Here is a 17,687-nt window from a genome sequence, read left to right as displayed (position 1 = left end):
ATAATATTCATCCAGATTAAAAGTCACTACATTACTAAAGCTTAGTCCTTCTTCCTGATGCATTCTGACCAATTCTTCGTATACTTTAATTGGCGAGGAACCCGTGGCCAAACCAAGGACACAAGATTTGTTTTCAGCTTGCTTGGATCTAATCAAAGCCGCTATTTCCTGCGCAACAATTTTTGAAGCTTCAACAGAATTTTTGAAAATTTCATTGTGAATTTTTTCGAATCTCGTTTCTTCAAATTTTCCGGCACTTTTATAACTGATGTCAGGTTTAATTTCTAAAACACTTTTCATTTTTGTTTTTTATTTGAGTTAATTACTTAATTTATTACTATTTATTTTTTAAAAACATATTGATATACGGTCCGCTTATTACAAAGATGACACCCGAAAAAGTAAATAAACCGAAGGGTTCTTTCCTTATGAAATGAGCGATTTGGATTGATTGGATTGTTTTTTAACGTTACAAACAACAGGACTGCCCCGGCAATTGGAAATCTAAAAATAGAAATGGCAAAAAGCTGAACTGAATGCAGTCCGATTTTAGTGGCTGCTGCCGATGCCCATAAAATAGCAAATACTATTCCCACGAAAAGGAGTTTCCATTCTTTGGATTTTACTGTATTCTGAAGTGCTATGGTTTTAGTTGTCTGATTTAAAATTGAATATTTAAATTCTGGCCGTATTCAATGTTTCTATTGTCGACAGATTAGCATTAAATGTGACAAAACTCGCCGGGAATCCTGGTTTTATCTTGCCCAGTTGATTGTCCATATTAATAGCGCCTGCTACTCGGCAAGTTGCCATTTTAATCGCTTCATCAGCTGATACATTGAGATGATGGAAGGCATTCTGGACCGCTTCTTTCATCGAAATACTGGCGCCGGCCAAATTACCTTCTTCATTTCTATAAAAGCCGTTGTCGAGATGCGCATCAAAATTTTCCCATTTAAAACTGGTAACTTTGCGTCCTAAAAAAGCAGCATCGCTAATTAAAAAGAATTTGTCTTTCTTTAATTTATAAGCAACTCTTGCTGCGGCATAATCGCAGTGGGCACCATCTAAAATAACAGGAGCATAAACGGCTTCATTTTCAAATGTTGCACCAACTAAACCAGGTTCCCGATGACCAAATTGAGTCATTGCATTGAATAAATGGGTAACCAGTTTAATCCCTTTCGAAAAATAATATTGGGCTTCTTTATAGGTCATGGTCGAATGTCCCGCCGAAATAACGATGCCACTTTCCAATAGCATATCTAGCTGCTCATCGGTAAAACATTCCGGGGCGATTGTGATTACCTTTATCGCATCTTTGCCATAACGGATAATTTCTTCCAATTCGGAATTAGTAGGTTTACGAACCTGATTGATACTATGGGCCCCGCGTTTTAAAGGATCCAAAAAAGGTCCTTCCAGATGCATTCCCAATACTCCGTTATTGTATTTGGCTTTATAATTAAGGATGGCTTCAATACCTTGAAGAATGGTTTCATTAGACGAAGAGATCAGGCATGGAAGCACGTGGGTGGTACCATATTTCAGACTGGTTTCATAAATATCCTGAATGGTTTCTTCTGTTGGGGTCTGGCTAAAATAGAGCTGTTCTCCACCATTTATCTGGATGTCTATAAACCCGGCAGCAATGTGCTCGCCTTGTAAATCAATTAGGGGAATGGCAGTGGGAATTTCTTTTTGAACAGAAATAATTGTTCCATTTTCTATAATAATGACGTCATTATTTATCTCCTCACCAGTATGTACAATTCCGTTAACAATGGCTTGTTTCATTTTTTATAATTTAAATGTGGTTTGACTTATTCCTGTTTAAAAAAGGCAATCCGAGAGGCTTATTTCTTTATTACTTTTTTATTGATTGTTATTTTTGAATCGCTTAACTGCAAAACGTAAATGCCTTGAGCCTGATTGCCCAGAGGAAGCAGTACTTCCTGGCCAGTATTATTTATTATAGTTTTATAAATCATTTTACCGGATAAATTAAATATTTTAACCGTAACGGGTTCATTTGCATTACTAATTGTAAGCTTTACTACATCAGTTGTGGGATTTGGTTCTACCGCCGCACTCAGTGCCCCATTTTCAACAGTAATTTTATTTGTTTTATTTTTAAGAAAAAGGGCGCTTGAAACAAATGTATCTGCGCCATTTGTTAACCAATTTAAGCTAAATCGAGCAAAATACATCTGATATGTTGAATTTTCACCGTTTTCGTAATAGATTCCCAGTGTTCCGTCAGGTAATACAGTTAAGCTGGAATAAGCGGATGCTGCAGCAAAAATTGTTTTTTTGATGGGCCAAGTGGCGCCTTCATCGGTGCTCATTAACACAGAAACATTGGTTCTGTTTCCTGCAAAAGGAATGGTATGTAACAAACGGTTTTTATCATATCCGTCTAAAGTTGAGGTATAACGGATAAAATCTCCATCGCAATTGGGGTCGGTAATAGCTGCCTGATTGTAGGCGGTACCCCAAGAGACTCCTTTGTCGGTTGAAATATTAAATCTACGTGTTCCGGAATTACGAATACTCATCATCAGATTTCCATTATTCAATTCTACAATTTTTGCTTCATCGCCGCCTGTTTCGGCAATGCCTGTTGATGGTGTCCAGGTGATACCTCCATCCACACTTGAAATTATGTAATTGTTGATTCCTCCGCCTGATTCCCTAACACAAATGGCAGCAACAATACGACCATCTCTCAATTGATGTGCTCTGCCGGAAGCTACAAATACGCCCAACCAATTTTGGGAGATGGGATTGCTACACCCGGCGCCATAAATTTGATTCGTTATATCTATTGGTGCACCCCAAGTGATTCCATTGTCAGTACTTCTGCAATATTTTATTTTAATTGGATTTGTTGGGGTTGATGCAAAAAAACCTAAATCAGCAGCAAGCAAACAAATTAAATTTCCAGTTGCCTGATCCATAACCAATGCTGCATCTCCGGCTCCTGATGGCGCGCCAAAATTGGCAATGGTAACAGGCACGGACCATGTTTTCCCGTTATCTGTACTGCGACGGACTACCGGGTCGATTTTTGCTGCTAAATCTCCCGCGCCATTCCATCTTTTGTCAGTTACCGTTACCAATGAACCATCGGCAGCCGTAATTATTGCGGGTATGCGATAGTTTGACGATCCGGCATCTCCGGGAGTAAATAAAAGTGTATTGCCTAATAAGATAACACGGTTACCGGCAACGGTGCTGGCAGCGGTAGTATAGGTAATTGCATTTGCTACTATTGATTCGCAACTTGCATCCAATAGATTCCCTTCGGTTGCTCCGGCAGCCACATCATAAGTGATCCAAAAATAATTGTCTCCGAGCAGTAGAGCCTGGTTTCCATTAACGGTCAGATTACCGGCCGTAGGTGCTATAGTTCCAAATAAAGTAGCGGTAGCCGCATTAAAAATGGCGGTGGTTCCGCTCGAGTATATCTTAATGTTGGTGACATCAGCACTATTTGTCGTCCCATTCATAGTGAATTTCAGAGCGCTTACAGTAAGGGGATTGATTGTTCCGTTTGCAGTAACTTTTACGGCAACAATGCGTTGATTTAGATCTCCCATGCCCGTTGGAAGCTCGGTTTGAATTAATGATACTGTATTGATTTGCATGGTATTGGTTTGCGCGATTACCGTTGCCCCGCCATTTAACGTCCCGGGATGGTTGTGGCCTGAGATATCCAGAACAGTAACCTCACTAACATTTTCAAAATCCCATGCTGCCAATAAATTAGCTTCGGTACCAGTTATAATTGCTGTTTTATCAGTAAGTACTTCTGCAGCCGTCATTGCTTTGTTCCAAAAACGGATATCGTCTAGTTGAGCATTCATAAAGGACGCGAAATTGCTTAGCGTTCCAAACAGTACATTACCCGTATTAGAAACGGTGTTCGCACCCCCAATGTTTGAAGTAGTTTTGGTTTGTTGTAAAGCACCGTCCACATAAATTTTGCAATTGGTAGCGGGAGCGTCAATAACCATAGCGAGATGATGCCAGTTGTTATTCGCTATATTTGATGTTCCGTATGGTGGCCCCGCTGCGCCACCACTTGTTGTTAAATTAACGCCAAATTGCCCGCCGCCAGCTGATGAATTATTGATAAATTCATAACCAATACCCGCACCGCCAGGTCTTTTACTCAGGATGCGTTTAGAGAAATCAGCAGTTTTAATGTTACAGGTAACGGTTAAACTTTGTCCTGTAACCAGATTGAAATCGGTATGATTGACAACGGACATATAATCGTTAATCCCATCCAAAGATAAAATCATAGGAAAAGCATTTGAAACAGTCGGACTTCCAATAAGGATTCCTGCATGATTATTACCCGAAACATCGGGGACAGTGCTGCCGCTTACATTTTCAAAATCCCATGCTGCTAAAAGAGAGGGAGTTGGGCCATTTACCACTGCGGTCATGTCTGCCACTAACTCAGTTGGAGTCATCGCTTTATCCCAAATCCGAAGAGCATCAATTTGGCCAGCCCATTTGTAACTGTTATTGGTGTCCGATGTAGCCCCAACAACAAAGTTCAAAGCATTGGAAAAATCAGCGGTAACGGATGTAAAGGTTTTTCCAGTATTCGCTAAAACACCATCCACATAACCGTATACTGTTCGGTTACTGGAAGCATCCAATACCAATGCGATATGATGCCAGGTCCCGTCAGCAATTGAATTTGCGGAATAGCCGGCGGTACTAATGTTATTAGGGGTACCATTGCCTTGCATATTCAAGGCAACCTTACCAGCATTCGCACCATTGCCGGTCCAAAATTCATATCCATTGCCTGAGGAACCATTTCTTTTGGCAAATATGCGTGGAGTGCCCGTTGTAGTGGTAGTTTTTATCCAACAGCTAATTGTTTTATTTTGGCTTGACCCAAAGTTTAAATCCGCATGATCGGCTACCGTCATATAAGTACCAGTCCCGTCCAGGTTTAAAACCTTGCCACTTTGTGCTTTTAGGCTGTTACCGTATAAACTCATAAAAAACAAACAGAAAGAAAGTAATACATTTTTCATATTTTTAATATTTGGTTAAATTGGTTAAAAAACATAAGAGTGGCTAGGGCGGTTTTGTCGACTAGTTGGCAGCGTCAGCTGAAATCAAACGTAACGGCTCTTTTAAATAAGCATTGAGCAGTTGCAGGCAATACCACTCCTGGCGGGGCAAATGAAAGGGTCCTTTGAACATATTTCCTTTGGCAGTCTGGGCGATGGTTCCGTCTTTATGCAAATACCCAAACCATTCTCCGTTTTCTTTATCGTGGAATTTACCATAAGCATAGTCATGAACCATTTTGTGCCATGTTGCGTATTTTTCATCTCCGGTCATCGTGTAGGCCAGAAGGGTTGCAATAATTACTTCGTTATGGGGCCACCAAAACTTCATATCCTGCCAATATTCCTGAACGGGTTTGTTGTATACATCACGGAAGTATAAAATTCCTCCATGCTGCTGATCCCATCCGCGTTCCCACATATAATCCAGCATTTTGCAACCTAATGCAATTAAATGAGGGTCATTGTTTCTGTATTTGGCTTCGTGTAAGATGAACCAGGCCCCTTCAATGGCGTGACCAGGATTCAACGTGCGGCCATCAATGTGATCTATAATGGAACCATCTGGCGCTACTTGTTCCATCACACATTTAATGTCCTCTTTTACAAAATCGGTTTCAATTTCGGTAATCCATTTGCTGATCCATTCATCACAACGGGGGTCTCCAATATTTTCGCGTAACTGTTGTGCTGTGTTGATCATAATCATAGGAGTGCCTATTCCTTTTGATGGTCGGGTAGCGGTGAATTTAGGTTGTAAGAGATCCGATGAAGTGGAATATTCAATACATTTTCCGAATAAAAAACGCGCTTTTTCAGCGGCAGCTTCATCACCACTTGCTTTGGCGTAAGCAGACATGGCAATCACTGCAAAGGTTTCCGAAAAGTAATAGCGGCGTTTGCGTATGGGCTGTCCGTCACGGGTTACGTGAAAAAACATCTGCCCATCGGTATCAAAGCAATGGTTGTTTAAAAAATCGATTCCTGTTTTAGAACCTTCCAGCCATTCTTGTTTTGGCTCGATAGTATTGTAAAGTGTAGCCAATAACCATGCGGCACGACCCTGTATCCAAACCGCTTTGTCGTCGTCAATCAAGCTACCGTCCTGATCACGCATCAATAAATAGCCGCCAAATTCGGTATCGATCGAACGTGGAAACCAAAAGGGCACTGTATCATTTAATAATTGATTTTGATAAAAATCTTTTAAGCTGAGAAGATCTGTTTTTGAATAGCTCATTTTTAATATATTTTTGTAACTGATGTTTTTTATTTAGTGCCAGGTGTTCATTTAGAAGTCATTTAGCCAAAGAGATTTGCCCTTCCTATTTGTTTATCTTCCTTATGGAATCTCTTTTAATTTTCAGTAACTGCATCGAGTTCTAGTTTAAAGGTCGAACACGGTAAACCAGCTTCATTCAATAAATTGGCTGTAGTAAACGGTTTCCATGCGTATAAAACAGTTCTTATTTTTTCTCCTTTCGGTACCGTGATATGTACTTTATTTTTTATAATTGTTGCTTTACTTTGAAGGTGAATTCCTTTGTCGTTTACCAATTCAAAACCAATTAGTTGTTTTTTGTCAGCAGTGGTTAATTGTTTCGCAAATGCAAATGAAATCAGGATGTCTTCGTCTTTTTGTACAGCTTTCAAAGGGGATGGGCCATTCGCAATTACAGATTTTCCATAGGTGTACCGCAAGGCCAAAAGCGCCAAACGATCTGCCACTTCTTTTTTCTTAATTGGATGTACATTGAGTGCCTCGCCATAATCCATGCTAATTGCCATTCCGCTGTTTGGTATTTTATTTTGTAATCGGTTTTGGGCATCCCTGAATGCTGGCCAGGTTGGCCGGTCAATACCTGATAATTGAACATAATAAAAGGGGAGGTTGGCATCCCATGCTTTACGCCAGCTTTTTACTAATACCGGCAAGAGATGTTCATATAATTCAACATTGTGTGCATTGCTTTCGCCCTGGTACCAAATCACGCCTTTTGTAGGAAATTTTGTAAAGGCGTCAACTCCAGCTTCAAAATTGTAACAAGGATCATAGGGATGGCGTTGTTTTACATTTGTGGCGTTTTTCAAATTCATATCGGCGCGCGCTCTGACCCAAGGCATAATGAAGTCAGATTTGCGCCAGTTGGTCAATACATCAACTACTGTATTGTCATGTTCCAGTGTATTTCGGTCAATCCAGGATTCTATTGGTGATCCACCGACGGCCACTTGAATTAAACCCACCGGTACATTTTCTTCGCGAGCGATGTTTTTACCAAAGTAATAGGCAATGGCTGAAAAATCTTTGACACTTATCGAATCACATACCAACCAGCTTCCCGAAAAAAATTGCAGTTGATTGGTTTTATCCAAAGTGGCAGCATCCCAGGCCGTTTCATCAGTCTCTCGTATCCCTTTGGCATTGAATAACCGGATAGCAGAATTCCCAATTGCTTTTTTTATTTCTGCTGAACCATTTTCTGAGTTTTGAAGCTGGAATGCCATATTGGACTGTCCGGAACAAAACCAGACATCCCCAACCAGAATATTCTTCAAATTAAGGTTTGTTCCTTTAGACTGAATGATCATTTCGTACGGCCCGCCCTGTGTCGACGCTGGAAAAATAATTTTCCATTTTCCGTATGGATCGGCTATGACAGTCTTTTTTTGTTGTTTGAAAGTGACCGCTATGGTATCACCGCCATTAGCCGTTCCATAAATGGGAATAGGCTGATTGCGTTGCAAAACCATATTGTCGGTGAAAACAGCAGCTAATTTTAATCCGCCATAATTTTGAATGATGTTTTCATAAACGGTCTCCGCAAGAATAGTTGCTCCCTCTTTTGTTGGATGCAAAGCATCAGGAAATAGATCCGGACGATGGTATAGCTTTTCATGCAAATCAATTAAATGAACCTGATTTGCTTTTGCTATGGATGGTATATGGGATTGAATTTGCCAAAACCAATCTCTGGTTCCTGACTTAAAACGAGGGTGCTCATTAAATATAGGAGTTAATCTGCAGATGTAAATTTTTACTGTTGGATTTTGCTTTTTTAATGTATCCAGCAACCAGGCGTAATCGGCATCAAATTCCTCTTTGTAATTAGGCCAATTTCTTGGATCCGTATCATTTAATCCCAAATGGATAACAGCAATATCAGGGCTGTACGCAATGGCATCGGTACATTCCTTTGTCTTAGAATAGGGGGTGCTTCCTTTTTTCAAAAGTGTTGCTCCGCTATGTCCAAAATTTTTCACTTCATATTTTTCACCCATCAGGATTTGAAGCTGTGAAGGATAGGATTCATTTGCAGCATCAGCTAACAGATAACCCGCTGTCACGGAATCTCCAATGCAGGCCACTCTGAGGGTTGCTTTTTGTGCAACTGACTCAAAATGAAAGACTATTGAAACGAAAGAGACCAAAAATAATAGATTCTTTTTCATTGTATTCCTGTTTTTATTTTTTCATAAATTAGTTCAAATAGGCGTAAGTCATCCCCAGGCGGAACACAAGGCTCCGCCTTAACAGATAAAAAAACAACCAAAACAATCATTTGAACTTAGTAAACGATGCTAATGAATTTTAAACATCAACAAAATCATTCACTTTTGGACGTAGAAAACTGATTTGAACCAGTAAGGCAAGTACAACTACACCCGCCATCAGAGCAAAACCGTAGCCTAAAGTTCCGCTATCTGAGGATTTGCCTAAAAGGGAAGTTACTAATGCACCACAACCGACTCCAGTCATATTTAGGACACCGTAGGCCGTTGCCCTGTGTTTTGAAGAAACAAACTGACAGATAATAGGCATGTTATTAGCATCAAACATTCCATAACCTACACCAAAACAAAGCGCGGCACCCACCACATTAAATAAGGAATGTCCAAAACCAATCAGCAGTAGCGCAGGAATCGTTAAACTCAGACCAATTGCGCTGGTATAAACCCTGCCTTTTATGTTTATTTGTACCCATTTATCAGATAGAAGGCCACCAAAAATCACTCCCAATAAAGATGAAAAGGAGATGGCAATGGTAGCTAAGGGGCCCGCTTCTTCCATTGGGATTCCTAAGTTTTCTGAAAATAGGGTAGGCAACCAGTTTTTTGTGGCCCAGCCCGGTAAGCTTATTATGGCAAAATAGAACAAGATAACCCAAAAAGAGATGTTGGTGAATAATAAAGCTAAACCTTTAAAAAGAGAATTTTTTTGATTTGTTGTCATCGAATCTGAATCTACAGGTTTTGTTGCCACAACTGTTGTATCCCTTAAAAAGAAAACCAAAACGAAAGCATAAAAAATACCGACTATTCCAAAATAATGAAAAGTAGCATGCCAGGAATAGGTAGCGGCAATTGTAGCTCCAAAACCTCCCAATGCAGAACCCACATAGAGTCCCGTCATATGAATGCCAATGGCAAGAGATCTTGTTTTTTGCTGATGGTAATCGGCTATGAGCGATAAACCGGCCGGAATATATAAAGCTTCACTCACTCCCATCAGCGCTCTTAACCAATACACCTGACTGTACGTTGTCGCATAACCCATAGCATACGTTACCGCTGACCAGACAAATAAACTGACTACAATCAGCCATTTTCGGTTTAGTTTGTCCGCAATAATTCCGGATATGGGACTCATTAAAGCATAAATCCAAAGAAATATAGCCATTAAACGTCCAAAATTCTCACCAGATACCAATTCAGGAATGTCGGTTTCCATCGAGGGACGCATCGTTGCCAGCATTTGTCTGTCCATATAGTTTAGCAACGCGACGAGCCATAGCAAGCCTACTACCACCCAAGGATAATACTTCGTGTTTTTCATATTTTGATCTGCTTTATAATTTTATTTATGATTTTTACCTGTATTTTTCAACATAAAAAAATGGGGTAAAAACCTATTTTGAGCGAATTATTTTATAGTTCCTAACATAACATCAGGGGTACGAACACCTGGTTTTATTTCCCCATTGGACAAAACAATTCTATCATTCCATAGTGTAGCAGTAGTTGTCACATGAGCAGGAAAAGGCAGCTCACCAATCTTAGACCATGAATCGGTAAGGGTATCGTATAACAGGATTCCTTTATAAAAACCATCATGATTAGTATTCAGCTTATTTTTCTCTGCGGCTAACCTGGCCTTTTCCTCTGTAGAATTGGTTTGTGCAATCTGTGCTAAATACGTTTCGATTTTATGAAAAACGGTACCGGTATCACCACCAACGATTAAGATGGAATGCGAATCCACGGCCACACCTGCACCAGCTGAAAAGTTGATTGTGTTGACTCCATCCGATAGGTTTGCACGACTTTCCCAAATCTGTTTTTTTATATTAAAAGCAAAAGTAGTGTGGTGCAGATCACTTATGCCTGAAGGCGTTTTGGTTCTTCCGCCAATAACATAGATATTCGTCTCCTTGTTTTTATGCTGAACCACCGCAATCGTATTAGCCAAAGCGATGGGCAATTTGGGTAATGTTTTCCACTCCCGATTCGTACTGTTTAAATCAAGACTAAAAAACAGATCGGAAGATTTAGTCGGCTCATCACCACCAATTGCATAAATGACATTCCCAATATGGGTGAGCGCCATATTGGTAATGGCTAAAGGGAAATTGGGCAGGGCAGTAGCTTCAACCTCAGTTAAAGCAGCATTCCAGTTTAAGATAAAGGCTTTATTTGAAAGTCCATTTTCATTTTCACCACCCACATATACCACTCCTAAATCAGTTGAAGTGGAACTGCAATAGGCAATAGGTTCCGGTAATGTGCTGCGTACATTTTTATTCCAGGTATAGGTATCGTTGCACTTTTGCAATACATGAATTTCTTTTGAATAGTGTTTTTTTCCTCCTTTCCAAGGCATTTTATCTTGGAAATTTGCACCTCCCGCGACAATTAAAACATCATTAGTAATGCCATTAATTGCACCAGCAAAACCTAATGAGGTACTGCCATCAGCATTTTGCAGTTGAGCTGCCATTTTCCATTCAACATGGTTTATGGCTTTTTTTTGAGAAAGGGCATCTGTTGTTGACATAATAAGTAAGGAAAGAATGAGAGGAAAAATAGATTGATTCATACTGCTTGTTTTGAAATAAACGAACTGGCTATTTGGATTTGAAATCTCCAAAATGGAGGCTTTCTACATCTTTTTTAAACAATTCGAACTGTTCGAGACTCATGTTTTTTACCGGAAGTCTAAATTCTCCTAAATCCAGCCCCACCATTTTCATATAGGCTTTACCTACTGATATCCCCCCATATTTACCTAACAGGCGAATCATATCAATTGATTTTTGCTGCAACGCACGTGCTTTAACCAAATCAGTTGCATTGAATGCGGCAATTAAATCATAGTACAACGGAGCGGCATAGTTGAATGTACTTCCGACAGCACCTTTGGCTCCTAACACTAAGGCAGACAACATGTTCTCGTCACGTCCCCAAAGCATATCGAATTTACCATTTTTATAACTCATACAACTTTGGTAATCCATAAAATCTTCATGGGTATATTTTACTCCTGCAAAATTCGGCAGTTTTCCATCCAATGCTTTGACCAAATCAAACATTGGCAGGTTTACCCCTGACAATACCGGAATATGGTAGTAATAGAAAGGCATATTAGGCACCCTTTCACCTACTTTGATACAGACTTGCGCCAGTGTATCTATAGTGGCAGGCTTGAAATAAAATGGTGCTGTCAATGACACCGCATACAAACCAATTTCATAAGCGTGTTTTGCCAAATCAATACAATCCGTAAGACAGGTACCTCCAAGGAACACCATTACTTTAAAATCGGCATCATGATTGGAACAGTCCGCCCAAGCTTGTGCAACGGCTTTTTTCTCTTCTAGGGTAATAGAGACGCCCTCTCCGGTAGATCCATTAATAAAAGCACCTGTAATTCCGTTTCGTTTTAGAAAAGTATAGTAGGCCGGAATTAGGCTAACATCTAATGTTCCATTGCTGTCAAAAGGTGTAAAAGGAGCTGAAATAAGTCCTTGTAAATGTTCGATTTTCATGAGATATCTTTTTTAATTATTCTTTTTTATTCTTTTTTATTCTTTCTTATTCTTTCTTATTCTTTTATCTTTTTAATTATACCGGGAATTTAAGAAACTCCCGGCTTAATTTAAGACCTCTTTTATTATGGATTCTGAGTGATTTTTGGATTGAAGTTAATGGTGTTTTGGGATATTGGAAACAATATTTTTTTACCGGCCATTGATGGCACGAGGTATGTTTTGTTGAAACGAACTAAATCCCACCATGCTTTGCCTTCAAAAGCTAATTCTTTTAACCGTTCATTTAAAATGACATCGTTATTAGCTGCCTGAGAGCCGTTTGTAAAGGAGGCAGAAGCATCGGCTCTTTGCATTACCTGATTCATTTCTGAAGTTGGATCCTGGCCTAATGCATTTTTAATTTCTGCTTTCATCAGCAGGATGTCAGCCCAGCGGTACATAATAATGTCGCTCACAAACCTTCTGGTTGCACCGTCAACGGTTCCATTATATTTCACTAAACCGGTGACTACCGGAGTAGATCCATTATATAAAGTTAAATAAGTAGCTGTTTTTCGGGTATCCGAACTGCTAAAGTTGAAGCGGGTAATATCGGGTTGTACTCTGGAAATACCTGCATTACCGGTACCGACTCCCAGGGTTCCAAAAGTGGCCGTTGCTGTCGCTGCTGTCAGTGGCGCAAAGTCGCTTGGTCCAACAAACATGAAAGAATTCCAATTGTCGGACAGTGATGAAGGCACATCGGCTAATGAATAGCGTACTGCAAAAAGTACTTCGGCATTTCCTTTATTGCTAAAAGCAAATACATCTTTGAAATTTGGTAGTAGGGCTGGTGCCGAAGGAATAGCATTAATGGCAGTCAAAGCCGTATTTAAATCCGTGTTTCCTCCGCTCAATTGTTTGGCTGTCCATAAATTCACATCTGCTTTTAAAGCATAAGTTGAAGCCAAGGATAGCTGAACCTTATTGTTGGTCGCATCAGGAAAATTAGCAATCGCCAATTCAATATCAGACTTAATGAATGCAAATGTTTCTTCGATTGTATTTCGTGGAACGATATATTCGGATTGATTGGTGTTTTCTGTTGGTGTGGTTACAATTGGCACACCACCCCAGGAACGCGCCATAATAAAATAAGCGAAAGCACGCATAGCGTATGCTTGTGCCACATATCTCTTTTGCTCATTCACGGTTGTTGGACTGAATTGAATTGTCGGAACATATTTCAATACTAAATTTGCCTGGTGAATTACCGTATACAAACCGGCCCAGTCCACGTCGATATTTTGGGCCGTTAGGTTGTTATTGTAATAATTTGCCAAACTCAGTGGTGACTGAACGCCACTGGTTATTTCAGCACACCTTGCACCTCCCAGCAAATAATAATTTTGTTGGGTTTGGGCTCTAAAAGTAAAATACATACCGTTGACGCCAGCTTTGGCATCGTCTTCTGTTTTCCAAAAACTGGCAGAAGTAATTACACTTTCAGATTTTAGATTTAAATCGTCTTCGCAGGAACTTACCAGTGAAAGTCCGATAAAAAGTATAACGTATAAAAGAATTTTCTTTTTCATGATATTTAGTATTAAAAATTACAGACCAATGTTTAAACCAAGGATGAAGTTTTTTGGAACGGGATAGGTACCTTTTGCTCCGGCATCATTTAATCCAAGACTTGATCCGCCATCGATACCTTGTACTTCAGGGCTTAAACCGCTGTATTTGGTAAAATAATGTAAATTGCTTCCTGTTACATATACGCGTACTGATGCTAATTCAACTTTGTCAATTATTGATTTTGGAACAGTATAGCTCAATGTAATTTCTCTGATGCACAGATAATCTCCACTTTCGTAGTAACGGCTATTTCCTTGAAACATATTGGTATTATAGCTTGCACCACTAGCCTCGGAACGGAACAAGTTGTTTTGGTTGGTTTGATCCGCCCAACGGTAACGGGGCACATTAGTAATGTCACCTTCTTTTTGCCAGGATTGCAGGCTTTCTGCCAATAATCCGTAATTCCCTTGAAACTGACCTACAAAACGTGCTCTGGCTTCGTTGTAAATAGTAGCTCCCAAAGAGTAATCTGTTCTTACGGTCAATGAAAATCCTTTATAACTTGCGTCAAAATTAAATCCTCCTACAAATTTAGGGAACATATTACCCATGAAAGTTCTGTCGCGGCTGTCAATTATACCGTTGTTATCTACATCTAAAAATACAGCATCTCCAGCGAATTTCTTACCGGTCGGATTTCCACCTGCTGCTGCAGTTTTAGTTACATAATTATCATGTGTTGTTACGTTGTAGGCATCAGCTTCCGCTTGAGTGGAAAGAATATGCAATTGCTTATGGGCATAAAAGTCACCAATTTTTTGACCTTCCTGTAAACCGCCAACATACTTATAAGTACCGCTGGCGGCATCCCAAATTTCAGTTCCGCCAATTCTGTTGTTTACATTTCCATTGAAAGGAAGTTTCTCGATTACATTGGTATTGTGTGAAACATTAGCTCCTACATTAATTTTTAAATCATTTTGATTGTACACATTGGCATTCAGTTCCAATTCAAAACCTTTACTTCTTAGTCCACCTAAATTGGTTAGCACCGTAGAGAAACCACTATTGGATGGAAGCGTAAGATTCGTTAGTAAATCAGAAGTCAGTTTATTATAAAAATCTCCAATTATTCTAATTCGATCCTTGTTAAAACCAAGATCAAAACCTCCGTTTATAGTTTGTGATTGCTCCCATTTCAAACCTGGATTGGCAATTTGAGAATTTACAATTGCAGATTGCCCATTGTAGCTATTGGCAAATCCGTTAGCGGAACCAGAATACAATCCTCCGGATTGGAAATCCCCCAGAGTACCTAAGTTACCGTTTACACCGTAGCTTCCACGAAGTTTAAAAGAAGAAACAACCTCAGGCATCACAGTCCAAAACTTCTCTTCATGTGCATTCCAGCCTACAGATAATCCTGGGAAAAAGCCATATTTATTATCTGGGCCTAAACTGGAAGAACCATCATAACGGAAAGAGGCTGTTGCAAAATACCTGCTTTTGTAATCGTAATTCACACGACCAAAAACACTGTTCAGCACTAATCGGGTATTGTTGCTAAATACAGAAACCGGTATGGGTGATGAATCTAAAGTTTGGGCAAGATCGGAAGGACTTCCTTTTCCGGAAGCATTAAATGCTTTTATGGTTCTGTCGAATTTAGAAGCACCCAATTTTGCCTGAAAATCACCTTTATTATCCAAAGATTTAGCATAGGTAAATACCCCTTCGTATTGGAATTGAGCAATTTGATTGCTTAATCGTGTGGCAGTACGAGTATTGTCTACCAAACCATTGCTTCCACTTAAAAAAGCCTGTTGAAAAGTATTGTCGTTTTCATTTTCATTGTATATTGACAATGAAGGTGTAAAAGTCAAAGCATCAGTGATTTTTAAATCACCGTCGACACTCATCTGCAATTTATTATTTTCATTAATTCCTTTCACTTTACCCATCTGGTATAATGGATTTCCATTAATGTTATTCTGGCCAGGAGCTAACGTTCCATCCTCTAAATATAATTTTGTGGTAGGAGCGTTTCCTAAGTACCTGTTGAAAACAACGCTATTGGCAACCACTTGATTATTGCTGGACTTCGAGTAGAGAACACGTCCATTTATAGTAAAATTGTCCGCTAATTTCAAAGAGGCATTTAACTTACTGGTAAAGCGTTGGTACCCGGTAAATATCGTTATACCGTCTCCTTTTAGATAGCCTAAGCTCAAGTCAAAAACACCGTGATCCCCACCGCCGCTAAAACCTAAGGTGTGATTTTGGGTGATGGCATTTTGAAATAAAATATCATTCCAATTCGTGCTTTTGTACAAAATAGTATTGGCAGCATTAAGAGGATCTGCCATTTCTTGCCAACCTTTCGCCTGTAGCCCTTGAATAGTGGCTGCATCCAGATTTGATTTTAATAAAGTGGCGAATGGGGTGTTATTCAATAAGTTATTTCCGGTACCGGCAGGTGTAGCCCCTGTTAATTGCCCTAATCGGGCAATACCGGTGGTGGTTGAAAGTCCTGCGATTTCGGCCGCATTATACAAACCTAAACGTTGTAATCTAATGTAGTCTCCGCCTTCCAAAAAATCATATTTCTTACCTACCTGACTGTTTTGAGTGGAAACATTGTAGGTAATTTTAGTTTTGCCTACTTTACCAGTCGACGTGGTAATAATAATAACACCATTGGAAGCACGAGCTCCATAGATGGATGTTGCTGCGGCATCTTTTAACACTTGTAAGGATGCGATGTCAGCAGCGTTGATATCATCAATTTGAGTACGAATAACGCCATCAACAATATACATAGGAGTCGCACCTGCAGGATTATCAATAGAAGTACCTCCACGCACTAAGATATTAGATGCTTTACCCGGTTGGCCTGATGCGGTACGCACTACTAGACCTGTTACATTTCCCTGCAAGGATTGTGTTACGTTGGAGTAAGGAACATTTTCTAAAACCTTTTTGTCTAATTTAGAAACTGAGGTACTTAAGGTCCTTCTATTTTGTGAACCATAACCCACCACAATAACTTCATTCATTTGCTGGCCCACTTCTTTTAGGACTATAGTAAGAGGCGCGTTGCCAACAGTTACTTCCTGCTCTTGAAGCCCTATGTAAGAAACTACTAATGTTGTTATATTGTCAGGTACTTCAAATGTAAAATTCCCGTCAAAATCTGTCTGTGTTGAAAGAGTAGTGCCCTTGGCAATAATATTTACTCCAGGTAAAGATTCTCCTTTTTCATTAGTTACCTTTCCTGTAATTTTCTTTTGGATTAGGTCTAATTTGTTTGCTTCTTTGGTAATGACAACATTTTTTTCTAAAAAAACAACCGTTGCTGAGGTTACCGAAGCTGATGCCTGTGCAGTAAAAGCCACTAGAAATAAGGATGTTAATTTCATGGCTTTCCCCAGATTAGGGCTAAGCCAACAATTTTTAGGCTTGCTTTTTGGTAATAAATTCATACTTTTGTAATGGTTAGGTTAATAATAATTCTTCCTTCTTGGTTTATTTATTTGTTTTCCAACCGCAGTTCTTTTTACGAAGAACCAGCCAGCAATGTGTACAGCATCTGCTGGCTTTTTTTATGGATAACAAATGAATGTTTTGTAAAAAAGGGTTTTCCCATTTTTGTTGTTTTTTAAGTTGGTAATCTTAAAACCATTCTTTGTGTTTTAAGAATAAGAATGGCTGCGTTCGTTTTTTAATGATAATTTTTACTAATTGAAAAAAACTATTTCAAAAGAAAAACAGCACAGTCAGAATACATGTGGGGATTGATACTCTTAAAAGATAAAAATCCCTCCTGTAATAGTAATTTTGTACGAATTTTTCTCTTCAACTAAAGTATTTTTCTTGATCCTTTATAAGAGAGAAAGTAGAAAATATAGTAAAAGAACCATTTTAAAATAGCATTCTTTTCCGTGTTATTTATTATTACGATGTAAATATATAAATA

Annotated in this window: 9 protein-coding genes and 1 pseudogene; all 10 read right to left on the bottom strand. The window is 39.3% G+C overall.

Annotated features, from left to right (window positions below; genetic code table 11):
• Nucleotides 1-300, bottom strand: a pseudogene (locus tag ACNQGH_RS16890) (glucosamine-6-phosphate deaminase); the annotation flags it as partial.
• 375 nt (nucleotides 301-675) lie between these two features.
• The gene (gene nagA, locus ACNQGH_RS16885; RefSeq protein WP_417957186.1) at nucleotides 676-1,797 is read right to left on the bottom strand and encodes an N-acetylglucosamine-6-phosphate deacetylase; all 1,122 of its coding nucleotides are present in this window, start codon (nucleotides 1,795-1,797) and stop codon (nucleotides 676-678) included.
• Between the two features lie 59 nt (nucleotides 1,798-1,856).
• A complete protein-coding gene (locus ACNQGH_RS16880; protein WP_417957185.1) occupies nucleotides 1,857-5,063 on the bottom strand; it encodes a LamG-like jellyroll fold domain-containing protein in 3,207 nt (1,068 codons plus the stop codon).
• A 61-nt stretch (nucleotides 5,064-5,124) separates the two neighbouring features.
• A complete protein-coding gene (locus ACNQGH_RS16875) occupies nucleotides 5,125-6,342 on the bottom strand; it encodes an AGE family epimerase/isomerase (RefSeq protein WP_417957184.1) in 1,218 nt (405 codons plus the stop codon).
• Nucleotides 6,343-6,458: 116 nt separating this feature from the next.
• Entirely contained in the window at nucleotides 6,459-8,555 is a 2,097-nt protein-coding gene (locus ACNQGH_RS16870; protein ID WP_417957183.1) for a GDSL-type esterase/lipase family protein, read from the bottom strand.
• A 139-nt stretch (nucleotides 8,556-8,694) separates the two neighbouring features.
• Complete coding sequence (locus ACNQGH_RS16865; protein WP_417957182.1) at nucleotides 8,695-9,939, bottom strand: MFS transporter; 1,245 nt, start codon at nucleotides 9,937-9,939, stop codon at nucleotides 8,695-8,697.
• 87 nt (nucleotides 9,940-10,026) lie between these two features.
• Nucleotides 10,027-11,199 carry a galactose oxidase gene (locus ACNQGH_RS16860; RefSeq protein ID WP_417957181.1) on the bottom strand — a complete coding sequence of 391 codons (1,173 nt, stop codon included), beginning with the start codon at nucleotides 11,197-11,199 and terminating at the stop codon, nucleotides 10,027-10,029.
• A 28-nt stretch (nucleotides 11,200-11,227) separates the two neighbouring features.
• Complete coding sequence (locus ACNQGH_RS16855) at nucleotides 11,228-12,148, bottom strand: dihydrodipicolinate synthase family protein (protein ID WP_417957180.1); 921 nt, start codon at nucleotides 12,146-12,148, stop codon at nucleotides 11,228-11,230.
• A 125-nt stretch (nucleotides 12,149-12,273) separates the two neighbouring features.
• Nucleotides 12,274-13,725 (bottom strand): RagB/SusD family nutrient uptake outer membrane protein, encoded by a 1,452-nt coding sequence (locus ACNQGH_RS16850; protein WP_417957179.1) that lies wholly within the window; start codon nucleotides 13,723-13,725, stop codon nucleotides 12,274-12,276.
• Nucleotides 13,726-13,743: 18 nt separating this feature from the next.
• Entirely contained in the window at nucleotides 13,744-17,193 is a 3,450-nt protein-coding gene (locus tag ACNQGH_RS16845) for a SusC/RagA family TonB-linked outer membrane protein (protein ID WP_417957178.1), read from the bottom strand.
• Nucleotides 17,194-17,687: the final 494 nt, after the last annotated feature.

Origin of the sequence: Flavobacterium kochi (assembly GCF_048286715.1) — a bacterium.
Classification (GTDB): Bacteria; Bacteroidota; Bacteroidia; order Flavobacteriales; family Flavobacteriaceae; genus Flavobacterium.
Note: the sequence above shows the minus strand (reverse complement) of the source record. Positions and strands in the feature narration are given on the sequence as shown.